Below are 21,870 nucleotides of genomic sequence, written 5' to 3' on the forward strand. Positions count from 1 at the left end.
TCCGAGGCGGCTGCGGGTGATGTTGACGGACGCCTCGTGGGTGGGCAGGCCGAGGAGTTCGTGCAGCTCACGAGCCCTGAATGCCTGGTCGGGGTGCTGGTTGAAGGCAGGGCTTGATCAAGTTCCGTGGGTGTCCGGATCGTGGGTGATGCCCAGGATGCCGAGTGCTCGTTGCGGTTCGTGGCGGATGGCTCGGGTGGTCTTGGCGATGTTGGCGGCGCCGAGGGTTTTCAGGGCGCCGATGGCGAGGTTGCGGAGAGTTGCCATCGCGCGGGGTGCGGTTCGGGTGTGGACGGTGGAGGCGTCCTCGGCGAAAGTGACGTCCCTGGTGTGGTGCGAGGAGTTCTCGATGCCCCAGTGCCCGCGGATTGCGGCGGCCAGGTCGGCTGGGGTGGCTTGGTGGGCGTCGAGGCTGGTGACGGCGTAGACGCTCTCCCGGGTCTCGCGCTGGCCGGTCTGCTTGCGGCGCCGGTGGATGCGGATGGCCAGGCGGGCGTGGGGAAAAGCGATCCCGCCGAGTTGGTCGGGGACGGCGCAGGTCTTGACCGAGCGGGACTCGCGCCTGCCGTGCCCGGTGGCGGAGGCGGTGTGCTGGATGGAGATGTCCCGCCACGGCAGGGATGCGAGCTGGCGGTGAGCCGTCGGCTGGTTGGTCTTGATCACGGCGATGTAGTGGGCCTTCTTGGTCTCGACCAGCCAGGTGATGTTCGCTCGGACCGAGTGGAGGGCGTCGAAGGTGACGACGGTGCCGGCCAGGTCCAGCGGTGTCAGAAGCGGTTGGAAGTGTGTGGTCTCGTTCGTCTTCGCGCCGACCTCCACCTGGGCGATGGTGACGACGGTGCCGTGTGTGACCGCGGAGAGCAGGTGTCGGCGCTTCGCGGTGAGACGGGCTGATCCCTTGAGTGCTTTGCCGTCGACAGCGATCACACGCAGCCGCTCCGACGCCGAGGGTGGTGTCCGGGTGGGCTCGGTGGCAGCACGGTGCCGGTCGGCCAGGTAGGCGCCCACCGCCCGGTCCAGCACATCGCCGTCGACAGCCCCCAGCACGCGACCGATCGTGGCCGGCGACGGGGCGCGCCGCCATCCGAGCAGGTGACGGCGGATACCGATCACTGTCAGGAGTGTGTCCGAGGCGCGCTGGCCCCACTCGGCGAGCTCGTCGATGCTCCTGGCTCCCGAGACGACCGCGCAGGCACACACCAGCAGGACCGCGGTCAGTGAGTACCAGCGGCCCCGCAGTGAGCGCGGATCGGGCACTGCATCGAAGTAGGGGCGCAGATCAGCGACCCGGTCAGCGTCCAGCGGACCCAGCCTCACAAGCACAGCCGGGACGGGAGAAGATATGGCAGCAGGCACGGGCCACCTCATGATCAACGGGCGTAGACACCCAAATGATCACGAAGCCCGCGCCTGCTCCTCTAACCACCCCAACCCGCCACAACACCGACCGGCTCGCACGACCCCGGAACTTGCAACCGCCCTGGGTTGAAGGCGTTCACGATGGTCTGGTAGGCGGTGTTCGTCTCGGTCGGATCGGGCTCGTCTGCGGTCGGCGCGAGTTCCGTGACGACCTTCCGGGTGGTGGTCAGATCCGCAAGTCGCGCTTCGGTCTCGGCCAGGGCGGCGGTGAGGTGCTCGATCTGGCCGCGTAGTTCCCCGACTCGGGCGGTGGCCTCGTCGTGCTGGGTCTGGAGGCCGGCGAGGAGTTCGGCGACGTTCACGCGGCCAGTCCGAGAGTGTCGCGCCAGGCGGGACTCGGTGTCGTGAGGCGGCGGGTCATGTTCGCGGTGGAGGCCCAGTAGACGCGTGAGGCGGAGGTGTCGGGCCGGTGGTCATACTCACGGGTCAGACGCCGGTGCAGCATCAGCGTGCCGTTCGTCTGCTCGACCACCCACCGCTTGGGCTGCGGGACGAACCCTTTGCCCTGGTCAGCGGGGTTGCGGTGGACGACCTCGACGTCGATGTCCAGCAGGGCGCCGTGGATGATGACCTCGTCCTTGAAGCCCTGGTCCACCAGGGCTTTCTCCAGGCGCATCCCGCACCGCTCGGCAGCCTGGTCGAGCAGGATGGTGCCGGCGGCGTTGTCGTGGGCGGAGGCGGCCAGCACGACAACACCGATGACCAGACCCAGGACGTCCACGGCCAGTCCCCGCTTTCGCCCCGACACCTTCTTGTTCGCGTCCAGCCCCGTCGTGGCCTTCGGGACACCGGCGGCCGCGCGGACGGACTGGGTGTCGATGATCACGAGGGACGGGTCCTCTAACCGGCGGGCCTTCTCACGGACCTGGCAGCGCAGGAGTTCCTGGATCCGCTGGTCCAGCCCGTCCTCGCGCCACAGGCGGAAGTAGTAGAACACCGCCGACCAGGCCGGTAGATCGTGCGGCAGCAAGCGCCACTGGCAGCCCGTCCGGTTCTGGTAGAAGATCGCGTTCACGACTTCCCGCAGGTCGCAGGACCCGGGATCTCCGGTCGCCGACCGGGCCACCCGGCCCTGCTTCCAGGCCGTGATCATCGGCTCGATTAACGCCCACTGCTCGTCCGATAAGTCGCTGAGGTACGGCTCTCTCTTCACGCCCCGCATCTCAACATGGACATGCCCACGAGGCGGTCCGGACCGCGATCAGTACCACGATCGGGCGATCACGAACCGAGGAAGATCGGACTTAACGCCCACTGAGGTGATGCCCTCGGTGGAGCACCGCTCCCACAAGGGCCTGAACAACCAGGCGGAGAACTCCCACCAGCCCACCCGGCAACGCGAACGCGCGATGAAAGGACTCCGCAGTGCCGGCTCGGCTCAGCGGTTCCTGGCCGCGTTCACCGGGATCTCACCCCACTTCCGCCCCCACCGGCATCTGATGACCGCCGGACGCCACCGCCTCGAAATGACCATCCGCTTCACCATCTGGAACCACATCACCGGCGTCGCCGCCGTGCCCTCCGCGGCCTGAGCAACCAGCCGCCGACGGCCTCTTCACGCCCTCAGACGATCACACCACCGACAACGTGACAGCACCGTCCCGTACCCGGCGTGCCAGCAGGCAGGCGGGCGGACGGGGTTGGGCTTCAGCGGGCACGGCGTCTCCGGCTCGGTATGGATCAACGGACACCACACCAACGAAGAGCCGCACGGCGGGATGCGGCAGGACCCGGCGCTCCCTGGCGCACTTCCTTCCACGGGGGAGGGACGTGTACGAGCCCGGCGCACTGCCTGGGTGGGCGACTGCCGCCTACTTGGGGGCGGCCTCGCACGCGGACGCCGCCGTCGCGTCGGACACCCTGCTCTCGGTCAGGCCGCTCACACACTTGGCCTGGTCGCCGGTCAGGCCCACGTAGCAGGCCATGCTGACCGAGTCGGGGGCCTCGCCGCCCTGGAGCTCGCTCTCGACTTGGTTGATGCACTGCGTGACGTCCGCCTGGGCGGCCGGGGCCATGAGGGCCGCGCCGCCGCCGAGTGCGAGGGTCAGGCCGGTGAGGACGCCTGCGATACGGGTCGACGTGCGCATGGGACGCACCTGCTCTCCGAGGTCGTCGCCGCCCGCCCCTGGACCACCCTGTGGTCCGGAGCACGCGGGAATTTCGGCGTCGAGCGGGTACTGGAGTCGGCGTGCGGCTGCCGCTCGACCGGGTCCCCTCGTCCGACGCTAGATCAGCTCCTCGCCGTGCGCACCCGCTGGGCCCCGTGGGCACGGGAGTTATCGGCCGTTATCCGCAGTTACCGGCAGGTGTGGACGCGGCTGGAGTGGACGTGCCCGAAGGACGCCGGAAGCCGCGGGATGCCTTGGCCGGGTGCCAGGGTCAGGGCACGCCCCTTGTAGCCGGGGCCGTTGTAGACGGTGACGCACAGCCCGCGAGCGCCGTTCGCCACCGACACCGCGTCGTTGAAGCCCACGTAGGCGGTCGTCTCGGGTTAGCGCGGCATGTCCTGCGCCGCGAGGCTCGCCACACCCGTGTAGGACGGGCCGGTCCAGCCGCAGACCCACCCGGCGGGGCAGCGCTCGGCGGGGGCCGCGTCACCCTCCGGACGCGCGTGGGCTGCGGGAGCGAGGGCCAGGGCGAAGGCCGACAGGAGGGCGAGGGACACGTACGCCGCGGCGTTCCGGCGGCACGAGCCGGTCCTTCGGGCAGCGGCCCCGGTCCGTCGGGCCCGGAACTCGGCGGGGCCCTGCCCGGAGACCATCTACCGCGCCCTCTACCTCGGACTCCTGGACAAGCGCACCGCCCGGCTGAGGACCCGGCGCTCCCGCCGCAAGAAGCAGCGCCGCGGCATACCGTCCAAGAACGCCATCCCGAACATGCGGCCGGTCCACACCCGCCCCCGCGAGGCAGAGGCCAGACAACGAGCAGGGCACTGGGAGGGCGACCTCATCGTCGGAAAGGCACAGGCCTCCGCGATCGGCACCCTGGTCGACCGTGCCACCCGCTACGTCCGGCTCATCCACCTGCCCCAAGGCTGGAAAGCTCCGCAGGTCCGCGACGCGCTCGTCGCCCAGACCGCCGCCTGGCCCGCCTCGCTGCGGCGCACGCTCACCTGGGACCAGGGCCGAGAGCTCCACCACCATGAGGAAATAGAGGACCTCACCGGATTCCGGATCTACTTCTGCGACCCCCACTCGCCCTGGCAGCGAGGCACCCACGAGAACACAAACGGACTGCTCCGCGAGTACTTCCCGAAAGGCACGAACCTCTACCACTACACCGCCCGCGACCTCGCGCAAGTCGAACGTGAGCTCAACGAGCGCCCCCGTCTGGTCCTCGGAGACCGAACACCGGCCGAGGCCATGAGACGCTGGTCAAGAGAACTCGCCTACTGCTGAGTCGCGACCACCGATGGAAACCGCCCGGTCTGGCCGATCATCTACATCGACGCGCTGTGGGTGAAAATCCGCTCTGGCTCGGTGACCTCGAAGCCGGTCTACCTGGCCGTGGGCGTCAACATGGACGGCCGTAAAGACGTCCTGGGCTTGTGGGTCGGCTCCGAGGGCGAGGGCGCCAGCACCTGGATGGCGGTCCTGTCCGAGCTGCGAAACCGGGGTATCGAGGACGTCTGCATCGTGGTCTGTGACGGGTTGAAGGGCCTGCCGGACGCGGTCACCGCGACCTGGCCCCAAACCACCGTCCAGACCTGCGTGATCCACCTGACGAGAGCCTCGCTCAGGCTCTCCTCGTCGCGGGACCACCCGAAGCTGGTCCCGGCCCTGAAGGCCATCTACACGGCCCCGACCGAGGCCGCGGCAGAGCAGGCCCTCGACGCCTTCGAGGACTCTGAGCTGGGCGAACGCTATCCGGCGATCGTCCGGACCTGGCGTTCAGCCTGGCCGGAGTTCACGCCCTACCTGGCGTTCCCGCCGGCCATAAGGACCGTGGTCTACTCAACGAACATGGTCGAATCCATGAACGCCCGGCTCCGCAAGGCCACCCGAAATCGTGGCCATTTCCCCTCGGAACAGGCCGCGTTGAAAGTCCTCTACCTCGCCGTCCGCGAGCAGATCAACCCGAAAGCGCGCGACGCGAACCACGTCGCCGCACACTGGAAAGAGGCACTGAACCAGTTCTCACTCTTCTTCGAGGACCGGCTCAGCATCCAATGACACCAGACGACTTACACAAAATCGCTGACACGCCCCGGGCACCCGCGTGGGCTGGGGTGGGCGACGGCTCGTTCGATGACCCAGTGGTGGGTGCCGAGGCAGGATCCGTGGGGGACGCCGCATCGGGCTACGACGGGGTTGTCGTGGTCAGCGCGATCCTCGGGCACCCACCGTGTCGGAGCGCGGCTGCGGCTATTGTTCGATCTCATTGCCGAACATGGTGGGAAGGAATTCTTCGCTGCGGGACGGCGCAGGGTAGCTGAGGTGGGCGAGGCTGGCCTGTTCCTTGCGCATGAACATGATCGCGCCTAGGACGTAGCCGGCCAAGAGCACGAGGACGGCGACGGTCATGATCGTGGCTGCGAGCACGGCGGTGGGCAGTCGTGGCACGTCACCGGAGCGGGCGAACTCGATGACCACCGGCAACCCCAGGGCCAGCGAAACGATGGCCAGCAGGGAGGCGAGGAGGCCGTGGAACAGCGCGGGACGCTCCCGGCGGGCCAGCCCCGTGATGAGCCGCAGGATGAGCCAGCCGTCGCGGTAGGTCCGTAGTTTGCTCGTACTGCCGGACGGTCGGTCCTTGAAGTCCGTCTCCACCTCGACGGTGGGCAGCCGCAGGTTGAGCGCGTGGACCGTCATCTCGGTCTCGGTCTCGAACTGACGTGACAGCGCAGGGAAGGACTTGACGTATCGCCGTGAAAAGACCCGGTAGCCGCTGAGCATGTCAGTGACCTCGTTACTGAAGAGCAGGCGCACCATTCCCGTGAGCAGCTTGTTGCCTACGGCGTGCCCGGTTCTGTAGGCCGTGCCGGAGATGTCCCTTCTGGTGCCCACGACCTGGTCATAGGGGCCTGTGAAGAGCATGTCCACCAGTTCGGCGGCGCGCGATGCGTCGTACGTGTCGTCGCCATCGATGATCAGAATCGCATCCGCCTCGATGTCGGCGAATGCTCTGCGTATCACGTTGCCTTTGCCCTTGCGGGGTTCGCTGCGGACGATCGCTCCAGCCTTCACCGCTTCGGCAACGGTGCTGTCGGTGGAGGCGTTGTCGTACACATAGATGACGGCCTCAGGGAGGGCCGCCCGCAGGTCTCGGACCACATTGCCGACGGCGGCTTCCTCGTTGTGGCACGGTATGACGCAGGCAATGGCGGAAGTCATCCGGCACTCTCCCCTCATGACGTGGCGCACGGCTCGGCTGCCGGCCTCGTCGCAGATTTTACTGCCGTTTGCCCTGGAATGCCCTGTATGCCTACCTTTCGGTATGCAGCTGGCGACGTGGCGAAACGGAGGACCCGGGAGGGGCCTGGGCGCGTGGCGGGAGGTGGCCGCCTTCGGGGCCGTCGGAGCCCTTGCCTTCGTGACGGAGTTCGCCGTGTTCAACCTTCTGGTCCTCTACTTACGGGCTGAAGGTGGCTTCTGGGGCGCCACTCCCGCGCTCGCATCGGCCCTCGCCACGCTGTGCGCCATGGCGGTGAGCTGGTTCGGTAATCGCCACTGGACCTTCCGGGACCGCCGGGCGCCTGTTGCCCGGCGCGAGGTCGCTTGGTTCCTTGCAGTCAACCTTCTCGGCCTGGTGGTCACCGCCGCACCCATCTACCTCGCTCATGAGGTGCTCGGCCTCAGCACACCACTGGCCTACAACCTCGCCCGCCTGACCGGCTGGGTTGCGGCGTCAGCGCTCCGGTTCATCACGTACAGGAATCTAGTTTTCCGCTCTGCGGTGGGAGGCTCTCAGCGTGCGCCTCATTGAACGGTGGACCAGAACTCCGCGCTCCGTGGTGCGAGGACGGGACCCCTGGCCGTGGTGGCTGGCCGCCTTCGCGGCAGCCGTCGGATGTGTGGTCTCAGCCTCGTTCGCCCCTGGGTCGTTCTCCTCTGACAGCCTGGACCAAATGTCCCAGGCGCTGGGGGAACGCCCCTTCACCGACTGGCACCCTCCCGTCATGGCACTCCTGTGGCGGGGCCTCATCCGTGCCACCGGCGACGTGTCCGCCATGGCCGCCATGCAGGTCGCCGGGCTGTGGCTGGCACTCTGGCTCCTGGCTTTCGCCGTCTGGAAACGGAGCGGTAGCCGCGGCTTGTCTCTGGCGATGCTAGCCGTCGGCCTGACCCCCCAGGCGATCACTTTCACGGGCGTCGTCTGGAAAGACGTCCACATGGCGTACGCCCTGCTGATCGTCCTGGGGGTGGCCCTCGTAGCAGGGGGATGGACTCCGGGGTGGGTCAAGAGCCGCTGGGCGGCACTCATCGTGGGCGTCGTGCTCCTGGCGTATGCGGTCCTGGTCCGCAAGAACGCAGTGCTTGCCGTGGTCCCGATGTTCATCCTGCTGATCGGCTCCCTCTGGCCGCACCCCGGACGGCGCCGTTGGCTAGCCGCCAGCGGCACGCTACTGGTGACCTTGGGTGTCGCCACGATGGCCGTTTCGCGAATGGCCGAGCCGATCAGGACCCGCCAGTACGCGCAGATTCCGCTGGACGACCTAGTGCACGTCCTCGATCCGCAGGAGATCCGCGTCGCGGCCGAGAAGGCGGGCGCGAGCGCCGATTTCCGCGACCGACTGGTGGCCACCACGGAGAAGTGTCAGAAGGATGACATCCCGTGGGACGCCTTCTTCAACTGCTATCCCCGCCCACCGGACTTCGGCCGGCCTTGGAGATTTTCGGCCGCCCAGAAGGACGCACTCGTCAGCATGTGGGTCGAGCAGATGCCCCGGCACTCCGTCCGTTACGTCGAGTACCGGATCCGGACGTTCGCCACGCTGCTCTTCCAGGGAAACCTGCGTTACTTGACGCCCGAAACGGATGATTCCACGCTACGCCCCGCCAACCCTGATCTTGGATTTGCCGTCAAGGAGTACGTGACGGGACTCGAACGCGATACGGCGCCCATCTTCCAGGGCTGGTTCTGGCTGGGAGTGAGCTCAGTGCTGGCGCTGCGCCGCCGTTGGCCGGGGCCGTGGTCCAGGGAGTTGAAACTGCTCGGTGCAAGCAGCGTGCTCTACATCCTCGGCTACATGCCCACCGCCCCCAGCGCGAACTACCGGTACCTCTACTGGCCAGCTCTCGCCGGCACAACGGCACTGGTACTGGTCGCGGTGTCGTACGTGCTTCAGCGGCGCACGAAGCCCGGCCGGCCCACCAGCAGCGAGTGAGCCTCAGAGAGGCCCTTGGGGAGGATCCGAACGGTTTCTGGCGGTAGCCGCGGCCCGCTTCGGCGAGCCGGCTCCGAGGCCGAGACCAGTAGCCTCTGAAATGGCGTCACCCTCTGGACGGCGCATCGTCCGAGCCCGCAGTCACTGATCTGAACATCCAGAGTGTCGACACGCCGGGGCAACTCGCAGACTATGCAGCGGTCCTGTCCGCGAACTGGGACCCGCCGGCAGCCACCGTGCGCCAGTTCTTCCGTGATGCCGCCGAGTGGGCACTGAGCCCGCAATACCCTGCCCGGTACCTCGTCTGGTACGTCGACGGCCGCGCCGTCTGCTCAGCGAAGTCTGCATACGGGAGTGGCCGGGATTTACAACATCGCCACGCTCGCAACCGACCGCCGTCGCGGCTACGGCAGCGCCATCACCCTTACGACCCTGCACACCGCCTACGCTGCCGGATACCGCACAGCAGTCCACCAGGCCTCCCCGGACGGAGAGCCCGTCTACCGTCGCTTGGGATTCACCGCCTGCGGCCAATTCACTGAATACGCCTTCACTCCCTGACTACGGCGTTGTCACGTTGTCGGCGCCATGATCGTTTGATGGTGCGTCAGGGCGTGCCGGGGCCCGGGCGGTCTGTGGTTCACGCTGCGGCGGGCAGGCCGGTACGGCCGGTGATCTGGTTCCAGATGGCGAATCTGATGGTCATTTCGAAGCGGTTGCCGGCGGCTGTCATGAGGTGGTGTGCGGTTCGGAAGTGGGGTGAGATTCCGGTGAACGCGGACAGGAAGCGTTGCGCGCCTCCGACGCTGCGGAAGCCCTTCATCGCGCGTTCGCGTTGCCTCGTGGGCTGGTGGGAGTTCTCCGCCCGGTTGTTCAACCCCTTGTGCGAGCGGTGCTCGACCGAGTGCATCACCTCACGGTGCGCGGCACCGTAGGAGGCGAGCTTGTCGGTGACGATCACCCGGGGCACAGTCCCGGCGCTGGTGAGGAGCCGGCGGAAGAAGCGCCTGGCTGCGGCCTTGTCACGCCGGTTCTGGACGAGGATGTCGAGGACGTTGCCGTCCTGGTCAACTGCCCGCCACAAGTACTTCCACGCCCCGTTGATCTTGATGAACACCTCGTCCAGGTGCCATTTATCGCCCGGCTGCGGGCGCCGCCGGCGCAGCGCGTTGGCGTACGTCTGGCCGAACTTCAGACACCAGCGCCGGACCGTCTCGTACGAGACGACCACGCCCCGCTCGAGCATCAGCTCCTCGACCTCACGGAAGCTGAGCGGGAAGCGGAAGTACAGCCACACACAGTGGGAAATGATCTCCACCGGGTACCGGTGATTCGCGTACGACGGCACCACAGACGACACGATGATCCCTTCCCCCGGGCAGGCAACCCGAAGATCATCCCACCCTCACCCCGACTACGTGACAGCACCCGCCGGATCGTCTGCACGACCAACGCGATCGAGTCCGTCAACGCCAGGATCCGCCGGGCGGTGCGTGCCCGCGGCCACTTCCCCTCGGAGAACTCCGCCATGAAGTGCGTCTACCTCGCGGTGATGTCCCTCGCCCCGACCGGCGCCGGCCGCAAACGCTGGACGACCCGCTGGAAGCGGGCCCTCCAGGCCTTCGACATCGCCTTCGACGGACGCCTCACCAACAACAGAATCTGACCTACAAGCCAACCACGGTTACACCGTTTACTGGACAGACCCGCACGAGTCGTCAGGGGCGTCCGTCTCGGCTGCGGATCGCGATACCGAACGGGCTTTCGCCAATGCCTTCCTCGATGGTCTTGGTGACGCGGTTGGAATCGAGGTCAATCACCGACACACTGCCCGAGACCTGATTGGTGACGTACGCGCTGTGTCCCTCACGCGTGATGGCCACGGCGATGGGCTCGTTGCCGATGCCGTCCGCAATAGTTTCGATGACTCGATTGCTATCAGTGTCGATCACCGACACGCTGTCCGAGTTCCTGTTGGCCACATAGAGGCGGGAGCCGTCCGGAGTGACAGCGGCACCGAGCGGGAGTTCTCCAAGGCCGTCACTGTTCGTGATCTTCGAGACCACGGTGTTCGTTGCGGTGTCGATGACCGCCACGCTGCCGTTCTGCTCTTCCGCGGCGTCAGTGACGTAAGCGCGGGAGCCGTCCGGGGTGATCGCCACGTCGTACGGGAAGTCACCGATGCCGTCGGTGATGACTGAGGCAAGGGAGTTGTCGCGGGTATTGATCACCGTCACGTCATTTGACTCCTGGTTGGTGATGTAGGCGTGGGAGCCGTCGGGGGTGACTGCTACAAGGGAAGGAGCGTCTCCGATGCCGTCGCTGCGCGTGAGAACCCTGACGACGGTGTTCGCCTTGGTGTCGATGACGGAGACACTGTCCGACGCTTGGTTGGCTACGTACACCCGGGCGCCGTCCGGGGTGACTGAGGTTCCCCCGTTGTTCGGGAGTTGCTGATTAGCTGGTCAGGAGGGGTTGACGGGTGTTCAGGTTCGCTGGTTCGGCCGTCGCCTGGTTGGCGTAGTGCTTCTCTTCGTACTCGATCGGGCTGAGGAAGCCGAGCCGTTCCTGGATGCGACGGGAGTTGTAGAAGCCATCGATGTACTCGAAGAGCGCGAGGTTCGCCTCAGCCCGGGTGGTGAAGGTCCGGCCACGGAGGCCCTCGGTTTTGATGAGCATCCAGAGGTTCTCCGCGAGAGCGTTATCGTATGAGTCGCCGATCGAGCCCATGGACGCTTCAACTCCAGCTCTCATTAGCCGGGTTGTGAGCTTGATAGACGTGTATTGACAGCCGTGGTCCGCGTGATGAATCAGCTGGCCGGGCTCGACCTCGCGGGACGCGAGGGCGTACTCCAGGGTGGTCAGCACCAGGTCGGCGTCCGCGCGGGCGGAAGTCTCCCAGGCGACCACCCGGCGGGAGAAGGCGTCGCGGATCGCCGAGAGCCACAGAGGCCCCTCACCGGTGGAGATCATGGTGAGGTCGGTGACCCACAACCGGTTCGGAGCCGGTGCGGTGAAGTCCCTGTTGACCAGGTCCGGGGCCAGGGTGGCCTTCGGGTCCCGGCGCGTGAAGCCCTTGCGCCGTGGGCTGACCCCCGCGATGTCGGCCTCGCGCATCAGGCGCTCGACCCGCTTGCGGCCCACGTGGACACCCTCACGCTTGAGGACGGCGTGTACCCGCGGCGAGCCGTAGTTGCCGCCGGAATCCGCGTGGATCTCTTTGATCCGCTCGGTCAGCTCGACGTCACGGCGCCTTCGCTCGCACGGCTCGGCCTCTGCACGGCGCCAGCGGTAGTAGGTGGAGGAGGGGATGTGCAGTTCCCGAAGTACGCACTCGACTCCCAGGCACGGGTGCTCGTCAACGAGCGCCGTCACCTGGGCCGGGTCGGGTCGAGTTGCGCCGCGAAAAACGCCGAGGCCGTCCGCAGTACGTCGTTGGCCCGCTTGAGCTGGACATTCTCCTTGCGCAGGGCCGCGAGCTCGGCGCGTTCGTCGGTGGTGAGCCGGTCATCGCGTTCGCCGGCATCCGCCTCCGCCTGGCGGATCCACCCGCGCAGGGCCTCGGGATGCACGCCGAAGTCGACAGCCAGCTTCTTGATCTGGGGCTTCGGCTCCGCGGTGCGATACATCCGTACCGCACGCTCACGCAACTCGAGCGAGTATTTCCGGGGTGCAGCCATGGCCACTGGTCCTCTCATGAGTCCCATCTGACCCGATGTCAACACTCTCCGCATCCCGGGGGAACCTCAGACCGCCATGCCATAGGGGTGCTCACCGATCTTGTCGCCGCCTGTGAGGGTCTTCACCACGGTGTTCGTCTTGGTGTCGATGACGGAGACGCTGCCCGCAGTGAAGTTGGTGACGAAGGCACAGGTCCTGTGCGGTGTTACCGTGACATAGACCGGGCCCTTGTCGACAGGGATGGTCGTGGTGACCGTGTTGGTGTTGGTGTCGACCACCGAGACGGTGTCCGAACCGTAGTTGGCCACGTAGGCGAAACCTTCGCCGCGGCCAGGAGGCTGCGCTCTCTTGTCCAGGGCCGCCGAAGAGGAACAGCCATGACCCTCCGGGTGGGATTCACCCGATGCCTGGGCCAACGATTGTGCGGATGACCAGACCAGCAACCCGGCCACAACGGCGAGGACCGCTGTCACCCGTCCGAGAGAGGTTTGCTGGTTCTTCCTGTCATGATCCTTCGGCACTGCCCGTGTCGACATCTCGCTCCCGATCTGTTGAGGGCCTGCCACTCGCCGTTGAAAGGGGCGATGTAGGGATCAGGACCCCTGCCCATCAGAGTTCGTGGCACACCTTATGGGATGACATTTCCACCATCGAGTAGCCACTCCGAGGCGGTGTGGAGGGCACTGATGCCCCTATGGAATAGGGATCCAGATCGAGCACGGGTGCCATGTCGCCCAGTCGGGGAACGGGGTGGGTGCTGTCACGTTGTCCGGGCGTCTGGGATGATCTTCGGGTTGGGGTCTTCCGGGGTGGGGTGGGGCTCGTGTCGTCTGTGGTGCCGTCGTACAAGAATCACCGCTACCCGGCCGAGATCATCACGCACTGCGTGTGGCTGTACTTCCGCTTTCCGCTCTCCTTCCGTGAGGTGGAGGAGATGATGCTCGAGCGGGGCGTCGTCGTCTCCTACGAGACGGTCCGGCGGTGGTGCCTGAAGTTCGGGCAGGCCTACGCTAACGAGCTGCGCCGGCGGCGCCCGAAGCCGGGCGACAAGTGGCCCTTGGACGAGGTGTTCATCAGGTGCTGTCACGTTGTTGGTGGTGTGATCGTTTGAGTGTGCGTCAGGCCGTGCGGGGGCCGTCGGCGGCCCGCTGCTCAGGCTGTGGCGGGCATGCCGGTGGTGCCGGTGATCTGGTTCCAGACGGCGAAGCGGATGGTCATCTCGAAGCGGTGGCGTCTGGCGGTCATGAGGTGGCGGTGGGGGCGGAAGTCGGGTGAGATCCCGGTGAACGCGGAGAGGAAGCGTTGCGCCCCGCCGACGCTGCGGAAGCCTTTCATCGCTCGTTCACGCTGACGGGTGGGCTGGTGGGAGTTCTCCGCCCGGTTGTTCAAGCCCTTGTGCGAACGGTGCTCGACCGAGGGCATCACCTCACGGTGCGCGGCCCCGTAGGAGCGCAGCTTGTCGGTGACGACCACCCGGGGCACCCGCCTGGTCGTGGTCAGGAGCCGGCGGAAGAAACGCCTGGCCGCAGCCTTGTCACGACGGTTCTGGACCAGGATGTCCAGGACGTTCCCGTTCTGGTCGACGGCCCGCCACAAGTACTTCCACGCCCCGTTGATCTTGATGAAGACCTCGTCGAGGTGCCACTTGTCGCCGGGCTGCGGGCGGCGCCGGCGCAGAGCGTTGGCGTAGGCCTGACCGAACTTCAGACACCAGCGGCGGACGGTCTCGTAAGAGACGATCACGCCCCGCTCGAGCATCATCTCCTCCACCTCACGGAAGGAGAGCGGGAAGCGGAAGTACAGCCACACACAGTGCGCGATGATCTCGACCGGGTACCGGTGGTTCTTGTACGACGGCACCACAGACGACACGAACCCCAGCCCCTCACCAGACGGACAACCCGAAGATCATCTCACCCTGCCCCGACAACGTGACAGAGCCTGACAACGCCCTGGCGGTTGCCGACAGCGTGACGGACTACAGCGCGCGCCGGCCCTCCCGTTCAGTAAGGATCTTGAAGGGTGCATCTGCGGCGCTAATCCAGCCCTGCTCGGCAGTGCTGCCCACAGCGAGGTATTTGCTGTCGATCTCGACGACCACGAAGTAGCTCTTCCGTCCCTCGTTTGACCAAGTGCTGAACCGGGTGGCGACTGCCGGATCGGTCGTGAATTCCATCACCGTGCCACCCATGTCGGCCTCGCCCACCTGGCTTCTCGCCTGCTCCGGGGTGGGCCGGGCCGCTCGGACGTTCGCCTTACGACTCTTGGCTCTGGCGATCTGGTCGGCGTTCATTCCCCGAGCGACGATGACCTTGCGCGACTCCGCGTCGCTGACGGCCGCCAGAACCGTGGCGTACGAACTGAGGGCAGGGGGTGCGGATCGTGCGGGCTCCGAAGTCTTCTCATCACGGCTCTTTGATTCCTGCTGGCGCTGAGATGCCACCTTCCGGCGCGCTCCCGCCCTGCTCGCTGATCCCTTGACCTCTGGGCCGGTCTTCACGTCTGCAACGGTGCTGGGCTGCTGCTCGGAGGCCGCGTCCGCGACCGACACGGACGTCATCACTACAGGCTTCTTCCGTAGTGATCCCACCCGGCTGCGCTTATCGGCTTGAGCAGTCGACACGGGCGTGGGCGTGGCTATCGACTTCGGTTCCGCAGAGTCAACCGGCGTCTTCTTCCGCAGGTTCCGCGTATGCCCTGCATTCCTGCGCTCCTGTCCTTCGCTTGCCGTAGCGGTCCCCTTCGAGGGCGTCGAGGCGATCTTGGGGCGGGAAGGCGCAGGATTCTTGGAATCGGCTCCATGGCGAATCCGGGCAAGGGGGCGAGGCGCGGGAGCGCTGGCAGCGTACGTGAAAGGGCTAAGGGCGACGGTCCCGTTCAATGGCTCGAACTGCCAGAAGGTGCCGAGACTGACAAGGGACGAGCCGACGGGTAGTTCCAGTATCGGACCGGAATCCCCCTCTGTCGTTTTGAGAGGCTGGTTGCTCTCTTGCGAGATGAGCAAGCCTATGCTGGTGCAGACCTGGCCATCCTGATCGATGAACAGCGGTTGGGAATTCTCCCCCTCCCCATACGCAACGGGTGAGGAATCGTGCATCAGTGGCCCGTACGGTGCGGGTAGAACGATCGTGGTTTCCATGGTTCCTCGAATCTCTGCAGGACGTCGAGACCTCGAGCGAGAGGTCTCATGGGTTCCGAAGGCTATGGACCCGCCCTCACTAGCGTGAGTGCCTATGGATAGCCCATTGGGCAGAACAGCGAATCCGCTGCGCAATCGATTGTGCGGGTTACGAGCTGTAGAGCACTGAGCCCTTTTCAGGTGCTGTCACGTTGTCCGGGTGTTTGGGATGATCTTCGGGTTGGGGTCTTCCGGGAGGGGTGGGGTTCGTGTCGTCTGTGGTGCCGTCGTCGTACGCGAATCACCGCTACCCGGTGGAGATCATTTCGCACTGTGTGTGGCTGTACTTCCGCTTCCCTCTCTCCTTCCGTGAGGTCGAGGAGATGATGCTCGAGCGGGGTGTGATCGTCTCGTACGAGACCATGCGCCGGTGGTGCCTGAAGTTCGGCCAGGCCTACGCCAACGCCTGCGCCGGCGGTGTCCACAGCCCGGCGATAAATGGCACCTCGACGAGGTCTTCATCAAGATCGGCGGGGTGCAGAAGTACCTGTGGCGGGCCGTGGACGCCGACGGCAACGTCCTCGACATCCTCGTCCAGAATCGCCGTGACAAGGCTGCGGCCAGGCGCTTCTTCCGCCGGCTCCTCACCTCCACCGGGCAGGTGCCCAGGGTGGTGGTCACCGACAAGCTGAAGTCGTACGGGGCCGCGCACCGGGAAGTGATGCCCTCGGTGGAGCACCGCTCCCACAAGGGTTTGAACAACCAGGCGGAGAACTCGCACCAGCCCACCAGGCAGCGGGAACGCGCGATGAAAGGCTTCCGCAGTCCGGGCGGAGCGCAGCGGTTCCTGTCCGCGTTCACCGGGATCTCACCCCACTTCCGAACCGGACGCCACCTCATGACCGCCCGCCGCCACCGCCTCGAAATGACCGTCCGCTTCACCATCTGGAACCAGATCACCGGCGTCGCCGGCATGCCCGCCGCGGCCTGAACAACCAGCCGCCGACGGCTTCCTCACGCCCCCAGACGATCACACCACCCACAACGTGACAACGCCGGTGCGGGTCCTGCTCTTAGACCCCGACGCTCCCGCCGCGGTGCAGCGCGCGGCGGAGATCGGGGAGCCGGCCGAGACGCTCGCGGCCGGGATCCGCCTCGCGGAAGCCCGCCTGCGGGAGCTCACTGCGGTGTGCGATGTGGCGGTGTTCCGGTACGCGATGCTGCCGACCTGGCGCCTGATTCGCGGCGACGACACGATGTTCGTCGGCGCCTTCGACGCCGGCTGGGAAGGCCACGAGTCCGCCACCTACAAGGTGGTGGCCACCGCGCACGGCCCGCTGTTCCGGGGCCACCGCCGGATGTTCGAAGCGATGGTGGCCGGCGCACGGCGCACGGTGTGAGAGGGAGGAAGTACAGGGTGATCGAGGCAGAGCTGAAGGCGCGCGTGAAGGACCGGACCGCGCTGGTCGAGCTACTCGACCAGTGGGCTGTGGGCCGAGCGGAGGTTTACCGGGATACCTACTACGACACGGCGGAGCGGACCCTCGAAGCGCGGGACGCGGAGCTGCGGGTCCGCACGGTGGAGAGCGCGTACGGCGCGGCGCGTACGGTCCGGACGTACAAGAGCGCCGCCGTGGACGAGGAGTCCGGATCGAAGCCCGAGCACGAGACCGCGGTGGCCGACCCGGAGGCGGTGCACGCTGTGGTGCGGGGGCTGGGGTACGAGCCGGTGATCGCGTTCACGAAGCACTGCACGAACTACACCGTCACCGTCCGCGGTCGGCAGATGCTCGCCACCGTGGTGCAGGTCCCGGAGATTGACGGGGTGTTCGTGGAGGTCGAGACGATGACCGGGCCCGAAGGCCTGGCGGGCGCGCTCGCGGACGTCCGCGCCTTCCTGCCGGGCCTGGGCATCGGCGAAGGGGACCTGACCCGCGAGCTGTACACGGACGCGGTACGGGCCCGCCGGGGGTAGCTGCTCGTCCTTCCCCCGGCGGCCCGCAGGCTGAGCCGGTCAGGCCCAGTCGACGCCCAGTTTCGCGAGCGCGCTGAGTTGCTCGGTGGTGAGCTTGTCGCGTCGGCTCTTGGTGTTGCTGGTCCATACGCCGAGTTTCACCCCGGTGGGTTCTGTCTCGCCGTCGGTGGTGATGGTTTCGGTGTGTCCGCGGGGTACCGGTCGGGTGCCTTCCCGCGCGACCCACTGCGCGAGCGCGGCGAGGCCGCGCTGGAACGCCTGCTGCGCCTTGGGCGTCACCTTCGCGCTCGGGGCGGTGAGGGCCGGCGCCGGGGCGGGTTGGACGCCGAGCTTGGACAATCGCTCCTGCTGCTCGGCGGTGAGCTGTGCCCAGACGTCTGGACGCTTGTGCTGGTGGAGCCAGCGGCCGACGTCGTCGCCGTCGATGGTCACTCCGGGGGCGATGTCGGGGAGGGACCCGTCAGCGTCGGCCAGGGCGGCGAGTAGCCGGTAGTTGCGCTGCCAGTCCAGCGGCCACGGGCAGTCCCAATCCTCATCGATCGCAGAAAGCTGCGCGGCCCGGGTCGTCGCGTTCTCTTCGTCCTTCCCGAGGCCGTTCTTGACGCCCGTGCGCCGCAGGTTGGCCATGTGCTGCCCGATGGGCACCATCGTCTCGCTCTCGCCCCACAGGGCGTTCTGCCGGGGTGCCAGGTGTCCGCTTGCCCGGTGGTAGGCGCGCAGCGCGGCAAGCTTGTCCTCCCAGGCCTCTTCACCCGGCTCCCAGACCATGCCGGCCTCGGGTGCGTCCAGGAGCTTTTGACGCCGCACCTCCAACTCTCCGGCCCGCAGGGCCTTGCGCTGCTGGTGAACCCACCGGCCGAGAGGGAAGCTTTTCGTGACGCCCACCGGCGTCTCGGTGTCGTAGGGGACCGCGTGCAGGCCGGTGATTCCGTGCTCGGCGCGCCAGCGCAGGAGTGCCTGGTAGCCCTCCAGCCAGACCAGGGATTCGGGCCGGTAGACGCGGGTGCGCAGGAAGGCCGCGATAGCCGCGGCGTCACGCGGGGTGGAGAAGTGCAGCAACGCGGACTCCGCCGCGACGTCCGCCCCGTCCTCCTGGTCCTGGTCGTCCCCCTTGACCCCGACGCCGGCGCCGATGATCCGGCCCTCTTCGTCACGCTGCACGTGCACAGTGTGCTTCCCGCTTCTCAGAGCGCGCGAAGCGAGTTGCTCGACCAGTCGCTCGTCATGACTGCGCAGGCCCTGGAGGACAGCGACCAGGCCCGCGTACGAAGCGGACGCCACCATGTCCTTGGGGTCCTCCCCGGGCTCCAGGAAGACCGGGACGATGATCCGGGCCACTTTGGTGGAGCCGTCCCGGTTGAGCCGCAGCGCCCGCCCGATGTTCTGGACGATCTCCACCTGCGACCCACGGGTGTCCGCGAAGCAGATCGCTTCGACACCGCGTTCGCCGGTGATGTCGACTCCTTCCCCGAGCACCCGCACGGACGCGAGGAACGCCCGGTGCACGCGGCGCCCGGCCGCGTCGATGCCGTTGGCGAACTGGCGCAGCACCTCGCGCCGCTCGGACACGAGGTGATCTCCACACAGCCACGCCGACCACACCCGGCCGGGGGGCACGTGCCGGCCAGCCTCCAACTCGTAGGGCTCCGCTTCGATCGACGACTCCGGGAGCTCCTCGGCGCGCGCCAGCGCGACAGGGTCACTCTCGCTGACGTACAGCTCGGCTGCTGTCGCGGGAAGCTTTTCAGCGAAGGCCCGGGCCTCTTCGACCTTTTGATGAAAGGTCATCACGGTTTTCAGATTGTGCCGCGCGGCGTGTTCGAGTAGTGCGGTCTGCAAAAGCGCGAGACGCCGTCCCCGCAGTGATTCCTCCGAGAGTACGAATCGCTGCGGTGAGGGGTCACGGATTTCCAAGACGTCGATTTCGAATCCGGCGAGGATCTCCCGCTCGATGGCCTCGGACAGTCCTAGATCGGCGAGCCACGGACCGTAGGTGCCCTCGGGGTCGTCTGCCATCGACGCGATGTCGGGCGCCGGCCCGGCTGCGGCTTTCCGCGGCTGCGCTGCGGCGAGGATCCGGGGGGTGGCGGTGAGGTACAGGCGGAAGTCGGCGGGGATCCGGGTGTTGTCGTGGATCGCGGCCCAGGGCCGGCCCAGGTCCCCAGCCGTCCCGTGGGCTTCGTCCACGATGGCCAGGTCGAAGGGATCCATGCGCTGCCCGTAGAGCCGCTCCCCGCCCGAGAGAGCAGCCTCCAGGGGCCCGCGCACCTTCTGGACGGCCTCAGGGTCGGTGGCGTCCTCACGGTCGACCAGGGAGGCGTACGTAGCGAACACGACCACGGGCCCCCGTGCGGCCCACAGGGCGAGCTGCACGGGGTTGGTCGTGGTGCGCACCACGAGTTCGGTGAGTACCGCGTCGTTCTCCAGCGAGCACACCGCGACCATCGGGGCGCGGTGGCCGACAGTGCGCCAGGCCTGCGCGGTCTGAGCGAGTAGATCCAGGGTCGGGGCGGTCACCAGGATCCGGCCCCCCGGGAAGCACTCCAGCGCACTCGCAGCAGCGGTGATCGTCTTCCCCGAGCCAGTCGCGGACACGATCGTCCCCCGCAGCCCCTGAGGCGGCACGGCCGATTTCACCGGCACCCCAACCCATTTCCGGATCGCCGACCGCTGGTCCACCTGATGTTCCCTGAGCTGAATACCAGACATTCGCATGCCTTCCCCGATACCGGATCCCAGTGACTACGCCTCAGACCAGAGGTAACGGCCCCGACCCTGCCTCGTCTTTCTGCCAACAGTACATGGTGCATCACCATGGTGTATGCATTATGGTTGGTTGGTCTCGACCAGGAGCAAACCAGCCCGCGGGCCCCCTGCGCTACGGCCGCCGGCTGAACCGTCAGCCAGCTGAGAGTGCTGGACAAAACCAACGAGTTTCTGTATCCGGCATACCGGACGTCGGCGCAGCCGTGAAAATGGGGCCGTGTGGCGGCTGCCCGTCCGACGGCCCTCGGTCACGATGTGACCCTCACCGCGAAGGCCGCATAGCCACAACCCTCGCCGCCCTCGGCCCCTCAGCTCAGACAGGCGTCCGAGATCGAGGTGGGTATTTTCGGGTTAGATCACCGGCTTCACCGCCCTGCTCGCCCCGGGGGACCGTCGGGGCAACGACGAGTTCAACCTGATTAATCCTCAAATTCGAAGCTGGGTTTCAGGAGATACTCGGCCAGCTTCTTTCTGTCCGATCGATCGAGCTCTAGATTCTTGATCGCCGCGACGATTTTTTCGTTTTTCGAGTTGAATACAGCAAGGAGAATATTATATTCTTCTCTTTTTATCTTCTTCTTGTATGCTGCACCCCAGGCAAGTGCTTCTTTAGTGGATGATTTTCGATGGAAAAGTGCGTCCTCCAGTTGTCGTGATGCGTGCATTCCAGCAAGGGCAGCCGCCTTAGCCATGGAAAAGGTTGATTCGCTTGCCAGGGTTTTGGCCAGCAGGGGCCGCTGAGCCTCGGAGACTGCTTTCATGCAGTACTGGTACTTGTAGTAGAGATCATCGGTCTCCCTGGCACTACTGAGTGCAGACTCTTTCGCTAGGTAGGCGTCGACAGTCTTTATATGTGTTTGGAACTCGGATAGGAAGAAAATATATACTTTCTGGAATCGGTTCGGATCATCCGCCGTATTGATAATCGATGCGATATCCTGACGGGGGATCGACGACTCGTCGAAAAGAGGCCTGTTGCAGAATTCGTCAATCCATTCGAGGTAGTTCTCTACATAGAGGTGGCAGTAGCGTTTGAATGCCTTCCTGATCTCTCTAAGCGCGGGGTCCGAATGGTTCGCCGGAAAGAATTCAGGAGAACCAAAAGAGAATAGCTGGAGGTAGTTTTCCTTGTTGTATAGGTGGTACCATTCGGGACTCTTCAAATCCTCGGGTAGGGCGATCTGATCCATAATTTTCTCTTTCCATTGTGTAGGAATATTGATCCTACCTAAACCCTCAATGTGAGCGCATTGACCAACAGGGCAGACTTTCATTCAGATCTGGCTTGGAGCAGGGCATGGCAGCTGGCGTAGGCGCAGGCCTGGGGTCCTGGAGGCGGAGCCGGAAGGACCTTGGGGTGGGGGAGTGGACCCGCCTAGCGGGTTACCTCCCGCGCGGAGCGCGGGAGGCCCTGGCCTGCAAAGCAGGCCGCCCCCGGCGAAGCCGGGGGCCTGGTCCGGAGCGAAGCGCAGGACCCCGGCCGGGGCCGGCCATGCCCTGGAGCGCAGCGGAAGGGCCCCCCGCCGAAGGCGGGGCCGCCGAGCGCAGTGAGGCGGTTCCCTTCCCAGGCGCGCAGCGCCTGGG

The 21,870-nt window shown here is 66.3% G+C and carries 19 protein-coding genes and 8 pseudogenes; 11 read left to right on the forward strand and 16 right to left on the reverse strand.

The genetic code is table 11. The features are described from left to right. Window positions 1-117: 117 nt before the first annotated feature. From OG435_RS48470 to OG435_RS48480, 3 genes are all read right to left on the reverse strand, one after another. A complete protein-coding gene (locus OG435_RS48470; protein ID WP_266874681.1) occupies window positions 118-1,323 on the reverse strand; it encodes an ISAs1 family transposase in 1,206 nt (401 codons plus the stop codon). A 95-nt stretch (window positions 1,324-1,418) separates the two neighbouring features. Next, complete coding sequence (locus OG435_RS48475; RefSeq protein WP_266888164.1) at window positions 1,419-1,721, reverse strand: hypothetical protein; 303 nt, start codon at window positions 1,719-1,721, stop codon at window positions 1,419-1,421. Then, complete coding sequence (locus tag OG435_RS48480; protein WP_430625881.1) at window positions 1,718-2,572, reverse strand: IS5 family transposase; 855 nt, start codon at window positions 2,570-2,572, stop codon at window positions 1,718-1,720. The genes OG435_RS48475 and OG435_RS48480 overlap by 4 nt, the downstream gene beginning before the upstream one ends. A gap of 103 nt (window positions 2,573-2,675) precedes the next feature. Between OG435_RS48480 and OG435_RS48485 the strand changes: the two are divergent. Beyond that, window positions 2,676-2,951, forward strand: a pseudogene (locus OG435_RS48485) (DDE-type integrase/transposase/recombinase); the annotation flags it as partial. A 279-nt stretch (window positions 2,952-3,230) separates the two neighbouring features. On the opposite strand, the gene OG435_RS48490 reads toward OG435_RS48485, so the two are convergent. The 3 genes from OG435_RS48490 to OG435_RS48500 form a co-directional block, all read right to left on the reverse strand. Continuing rightward, window positions 3,231-3,506 (reverse strand): hypothetical protein, encoded by a 276-nt coding sequence (locus tag OG435_RS48490; protein WP_266888168.1) that lies wholly within the window; start codon window positions 3,504-3,506, stop codon window positions 3,231-3,233. Between the two features lie 209 nt (window positions 3,507-3,715). Next, window positions 3,716-3,892 (reverse strand): hypothetical protein, encoded by a 177-nt coding sequence (locus OG435_RS48495; RefSeq protein ID WP_266888170.1) that lies wholly within the window; start codon window positions 3,890-3,892, stop codon window positions 3,716-3,718. An 18-nt stretch (window positions 3,893-3,910) separates the two neighbouring features. Beyond that, a complete protein-coding gene (locus tag OG435_RS48500) occupies window positions 3,911-4,180 on the reverse strand; it encodes a peptidase inhibitor family I36 protein (RefSeq protein ID WP_266888172.1) in 270 nt (89 codons plus the stop codon). Here OG435_RS48500 and OG435_RS48505 point away from each other — a divergent pair. Both OG435_RS48505 and OG435_RS48510 read left to right on the forward strand, forming a co-directional pair. After that, window positions 4,167-4,817 (forward strand): annotated as a pseudogene (locus tag OG435_RS48505) (IS30 family transposase); the annotation flags it as partial. The gene OG435_RS48500 and the pseudogene OG435_RS48505 sit on opposite strands and share 14 nt — an antisense overlap. An 18-nt stretch (window positions 4,818-4,835) precedes the next feature. Next, a pseudogene (locus OG435_RS48510) lies at window positions 4,836-5,591 on the forward strand (IS256 family transposase); the annotation flags it as partial. Between the two features lie 192 nt (window positions 5,592-5,783). On the opposite strand, the gene OG435_RS48515 reads toward OG435_RS48510, so the two are convergent. Next, entirely contained in the window at window positions 5,784-6,752 is a 969-nt protein-coding gene (locus OG435_RS48515) for a glycosyltransferase family 2 protein (RefSeq protein ID WP_266888174.1), read from the reverse strand. A 103-nt stretch (window positions 6,753-6,855) separates the two neighbouring features. Between OG435_RS48515 and OG435_RS48520 the strand changes: the two genes are divergently transcribed. The 3 genes and pseudogenes from OG435_RS48520 to OG435_RS48530 form a co-directional block, all read left to right on the forward strand. Further along, complete coding sequence (locus OG435_RS48520; protein WP_266888216.1) at window positions 6,856-7,344, forward strand: GtrA family protein; 489 nt, start codon at window positions 6,856-6,858, stop codon at window positions 7,342-7,344. Between the two features lie 142 nt (window positions 7,345-7,486). Beyond that, complete coding sequence (locus tag OG435_RS48525; protein WP_266888176.1) at window positions 7,487-8,746, forward strand: hypothetical protein; 1,260 nt, start codon at window positions 7,487-7,489, stop codon at window positions 8,744-8,746. A 113-nt stretch (window positions 8,747-8,859) separates the two neighbouring features. After that, window positions 8,860-9,307: pseudogene (locus OG435_RS48530) on the forward strand (GNAT family N-acetyltransferase); the annotation flags it as partial. 79 nt (window positions 9,308-9,386) lie between these two features. Here OG435_RS48530 and OG435_RS48535 read toward each other — a convergent pair. Further along, on the reverse strand, window positions 9,387-10,106 hold the full coding sequence (locus tag OG435_RS48535) for an IS6 family transposase (protein WP_266888177.1): 720 nt from the start codon (window positions 10,104-10,106) through the stop codon (window positions 9,387-9,389). Between the two features lie 69 nt (window positions 10,107-10,175). On the opposite strand from OG435_RS48535, the pseudogene OG435_RS48540 reads away from it, so the two are divergent. Then, a pseudogene (locus OG435_RS48540) lies at window positions 10,176-10,412 on the forward strand (transposase); the annotation flags it as partial. 52 nt (window positions 10,413-10,464) lie between these two features. Here OG435_RS48540 and OG435_RS50300 read toward each other — a convergent pair. From OG435_RS50300 to OG435_RS48565, 4 genes and pseudogenes are all read right to left on the reverse strand, one after another. Then, window positions 10,465-11,163 (reverse strand): annotated as a pseudogene (locus tag OG435_RS50300) (beta-propeller fold lactonase family protein); the annotation flags it as partial. A 40-nt stretch (window positions 11,164-11,203) separates the two neighbouring features. Further along, complete coding sequence (locus OG435_RS48555) at window positions 11,204-12,121, reverse strand: IS3 family transposase (RefSeq protein ID WP_266874687.1); 918 nt, start codon at window positions 12,119-12,121, stop codon at window positions 11,204-11,206. Continuing rightward, window positions 12,118-12,426: a transposase gene (locus OG435_RS48560; RefSeq protein ID WP_266874686.1), complete on the reverse strand. Its 309-nt coding sequence runs from the start codon at window positions 12,424-12,426 to the stop codon at window positions 12,118-12,120. The genes OG435_RS48555 and OG435_RS48560 overlap by 4 nt, the downstream gene beginning before the upstream one ends. Window positions 12,427-12,492: 66 nt before the next feature. Continuing rightward, entirely contained in the window at window positions 12,493-12,735 is a 243-nt protein-coding gene (locus tag OG435_RS48565; RefSeq protein ID WP_266888178.1) for a YncE family protein, read from the reverse strand. Window positions 12,736-13,250: 515 nt separating this feature from the next. On the opposite strand from OG435_RS48565, the pseudogene OG435_RS48570 reads away from it, so the two are divergent. Further along, a pseudogene (locus OG435_RS48570) lies at window positions 13,251-13,502 on the forward strand (IS6 family transposase); the annotation flags it as partial. 77 nt (window positions 13,503-13,579) lie between these two features. Here OG435_RS48570 and OG435_RS48575 read toward each other — a convergent pair. Together OG435_RS48575 and OG435_RS48580 are read right to left on the reverse strand one after the other, a co-directional pair. Continuing rightward, a complete protein-coding gene (locus OG435_RS48575) occupies window positions 13,580-14,299 on the reverse strand; it encodes an IS6 family transposase (RefSeq protein ID WP_266888180.1) in 720 nt (239 codons plus the stop codon). A gap of 106 nt (window positions 14,300-14,405) precedes the next feature. Further along, window positions 14,406-14,987, reverse strand: a complete 582-nt coding sequence (locus OG435_RS48580) for a DUF4765 family protein (RefSeq protein ID WP_266888182.1) — start codon at window positions 14,985-14,987, stop codon at window positions 14,406-14,408. 827 nt (window positions 14,988-15,814) lie between these two features. Between OG435_RS48580 and OG435_RS48585 the strand changes: the two are divergent. From OG435_RS48585 to OG435_RS48595, 3 genes and pseudogenes are all read left to right on the forward strand, one after another. Next, window positions 15,815-16,536 (forward strand): annotated as a pseudogene (locus OG435_RS48585) (IS6 family transposase). 55 nt (window positions 16,537-16,591) lie between these two features. Continuing rightward, window positions 16,592-16,945, forward strand: a complete 354-nt coding sequence (locus OG435_RS48590) for a hypothetical protein (protein WP_266888184.1) — start codon at window positions 16,592-16,594, stop codon at window positions 16,943-16,945. Between the two features lie 17 nt (window positions 16,946-16,962). Beyond that, window positions 16,963-17,520: a class IV adenylate cyclase gene (locus OG435_RS48595; protein WP_266888186.1), complete on the forward strand. Its 558-nt coding sequence runs from the start codon at window positions 16,963-16,965 to the stop codon at window positions 17,518-17,520. Between the two features lie 39 nt (window positions 17,521-17,559). Here the strand turns inward: OG435_RS48595 and OG435_RS48600 are convergent, their stop codons facing one another. Continuing rightward, on the reverse strand, window positions 17,560-20,229 hold the full coding sequence (locus OG435_RS48600) for a DEAD/DEAH box helicase (RefSeq protein ID WP_266888188.1): 2,670 nt from the start codon (window positions 20,227-20,229) through the stop codon (window positions 17,560-17,562). Between the two features lie 476 nt (window positions 20,230-20,705). After that, the gene (locus OG435_RS48605) at window positions 20,706-21,476 is read right to left on the reverse strand and encodes a hypothetical protein (protein WP_266888190.1); all 771 of its coding nucleotides are present in this window, start codon (window positions 21,474-21,476) and stop codon (window positions 20,706-20,708) included. Window positions 21,477-21,870 lie beyond the last annotated feature (394 nt).

It is taken from the genome of Streptomyces sp. NBC_01264 (assembly GCF_026340675.1).
Classification (GTDB): domain Bacteria; phylum Actinomycetota; class Actinomycetes; order Streptomycetales; family Streptomycetaceae; genus Streptomyces.